Below are 2,520 nucleotides of genomic sequence, written 5' to 3' on the forward strand. Positions count from 1 at the left end.
AACTACCGGCGGGAGATCGCCAACGGCATTGTGGATCAGATCAACAGTCTTCGGGCCGTAGGTATGGATATCGATGCCGTCAACAACGTGGTGCTCTTCAACCAATATCTGGATGTGATGCGTTCGCTGGCCGAATCCGACAATGCCAAGACTCTGGTTCTGCCTGCGGCGACCCCCGGCGGCTACAACGAGCTCTTCAACCAGATGACCGCAGCGCTGATGACCGCCCAGAGCAGCCAGGGGAGTGCGGATCCCCGCCACGGTCGCAGGAGCGCAGGCACAGAGAGCGAGACCGGGGCGCCGATACTGTAAGGTTTGTAAAAGAGCTCGACCAAAACGGGAAAAGGAAAACCCCGCATGGAGAGTCGTGCGGGGACGGGGTTCAGCTTTCCAGGAAGTCGGCTATGGCCTCGGCGGCCCGATAGCCCTTGTCGTACATGGCGTTGAGTCCCTTGAGCGACTTGCTCAGCGTGGTCAGCCCGCACAGGCTGTCCGGGGCTAGGATGAGCACCTGGCCTTCCTTTTCGGCCTGCTTGGCCAGAGCAACCTCGTCGTTGTAGGTGCGGTAGCGCTCCATCAGGCGCTCGCCGGCCGCTGGATAAGATTTGGCCAGGATCCGTGCCGGCAGGACATCTTTCTTCTGCTCGCGCAGAATATCCCTCTGGCGGGTCAGAACCAGGACGATGCGTTCATAGCCCTCGTCCATGGCCTTGCGGACCGGGACCGGGTCGGCGATGCCGCCGTCCAGATAGGGCACTCCATCGATCATGTAGGGCTCGTTGGCCACCGGCACAGTGGACGAGGCCTTGAGGATGTCATAGTTGTCTTGTGCCAGGTCGGACTTGTCAAAGTAGACGGTGGATCCGTCAGTGGCCTTGCAGGCCACTACGGTGAACAGGGCCGGGTTGGCCTTCAGAGCCTGGTAATCCAGCGGGCATTCCCCATCGTGCGCCGAAAGTTTGCCGTAGACGTAGTCCAGGTCGACGAAGGTGTGCTTGGTCAGGAAGTTGCTTACGCTCGCATACTCCTTGCGGGAGGAGTAGACGGTGTAGAAGCGGTAGCAGCGTCTGAGCTGGCCCGACAGGAATGAGGCCAGATTGGCGCTGCCTGCCGAGACCCCATAGCAGTGATCGAAGGTGATGCCCTGCTCCATGCAGCGGTCGAAGACGCCGGCGCCGAAGATGGACCGGTAGCCGCCGCCTACGTCAATGACGGCTGTTCTTTTGCGTGCCATGGGCACCTCGATTCCTGACAGATATCAAAGCTTGATGACAGCTTATGCGTGAACGTTGGACAAGCCGTTCAGGGGTGGCAGGAGGCCAGCAACCGCTTGGACAGATCCAGCATGTCCGGTGAGGAATCAGAGTTGGCGATCTGTACTCTGCCGGGGCCAGGGCCCAGGTTAAGGGCATCGGCTTGGGCCAGCAGATCCTTGAGGTGGCGGGCCGTTCCAGGGTTGCCGTCGATCAGTGCCAGGTCCGGTGGGCAGATGCGGGCGATGGACTGGCGGAAGAAGACGAAGTGGGTACAGCCCAGAACCAGGGCATCCAAAGTCTGCAGATTATAGGGATCCAAGTAACGGTGCAAGGTGGCATCGACCAGGGCCTGGTCATTCAGCCTGTCAGACTCCACAATGGTTACCAGGTCTGGGCAGGGCTGGGTGAGGATGGTGTGCCTGCCAGAAAACCGTGCCATCAGGCGTGAGAACTTGGCCTCCTTCAATGTCAGCGGGGTGGCCGTGACCAGAACCCGTTGGGGTCGGCCTCCGCCTCGCGTGCATGCCAGCTTCAGAGCTGGCTCCATGCCGATGACAGGGACCGGGTAGCGTTGGCGCATCTCATCCACACAGACGCTGGTAGCAGTGTTGCAGGCGATGACCATGGCCTTGACGCCCAGGTCCATGAACCGGTCGCCGATGACATGGCAGCGCTGGGCGATCTGGACCGGCTCCTTGGTGCCGTAGGGGGCGTAGGCGGAATCGCCGAAATAGAGCAGATTCTCTTGGGGCAGAAGCTTCTGGATGGCTGCGGTGACGCTCAGACCGCCGAGTCCGGAGTCGAAGATCCCGATCGGTGCATCTGATGCCATGTGATCCGCTCCTTTCGCAGCCGAAGAACCAGCCTAGCCTGTCGCCGAAGGGCCGTACGCTACAAGCATGAGTATTCCCCGGACTGTTTACAAAATGCAAGCCACCGGCAACGATTTCGTGGTCTACTCCGATCCCCGGGGGGATCTGGAACCTACGGCCGACCAAGTGCGATGGCTGTGCGACCGACATTTCGGGGTCGGCGCCGACGGGGTGATCCGGCTGACCCATCCGGCTGATGTCAGTGACCTGAGCCAGGAGCAGGTGGATGCCTGTGACCGTTTCGGCTGTCAGTGGTTCATGGACTACCGCAACGCGGACGGATCACTGGCGCAGATGTGCGGCAACGGGACGCGAGCCGTCACCCTCTTCGCTCAGAAGCAGGGGCTGACGCCGACCATGGAGGGATCCTCCTTTCTGCTGGGGACCCGGGC

At 61.2% G+C, this 2,520-nt stretch carries 3 protein-coding genes and 1 pseudogene; 2 read left to right on the plus strand and 2 right to left on the minus strand.

Annotated features, from left to right (window positions below; genetic code table 11):
• Positions 1–312: pseudogene (locus AC0AP0_RS11825) on the plus strand (SPFH domain-containing protein); the annotation flags it as partial.
• Between the two features lie 70 nt (positions 313–382).
• Here AC0AP0_RS11825 and AC0AP0_RS11830 read toward each other — a convergent pair.
• Together AC0AP0_RS11830 and murI are read right to left on the minus strand one after the other, a co-directional pair.
• Positions 383–1,234, minus strand: a complete 852-nt coding sequence (locus tag AC0AP0_RS11830) for a patatin-like phospholipase family protein (RefSeq protein WP_110412554.1) — start codon at positions 1,232–1,234, stop codon at positions 383–385.
• A 68-nt stretch (positions 1,235–1,302) separates the two neighbouring features.
• On the minus strand, positions 1,303–2,088 hold the full coding sequence (gene murI, locus AC0AP0_RS11835) for a glutamate racemase (protein ID WP_490430608.1): 786 nt from the start codon (positions 2,086–2,088) through the stop codon (positions 1,303–1,305).
• A gap of 67 nt (positions 2,089–2,155) precedes the next feature.
• Here murI and AC0AP0_RS11840 point away from each other — a divergent pair.
• Positions 2,156–2,520: diaminopimelate epimerase (locus tag AC0AP0_RS11840; protein WP_490430609.1), on the plus strand; the 365-nt coding region annotated here is incomplete at its 3' end.

The sequence above is a fragment of the Bifidobacterium sp. POST2/T3 (B1) genome (genome assembly GCF_058197115.1).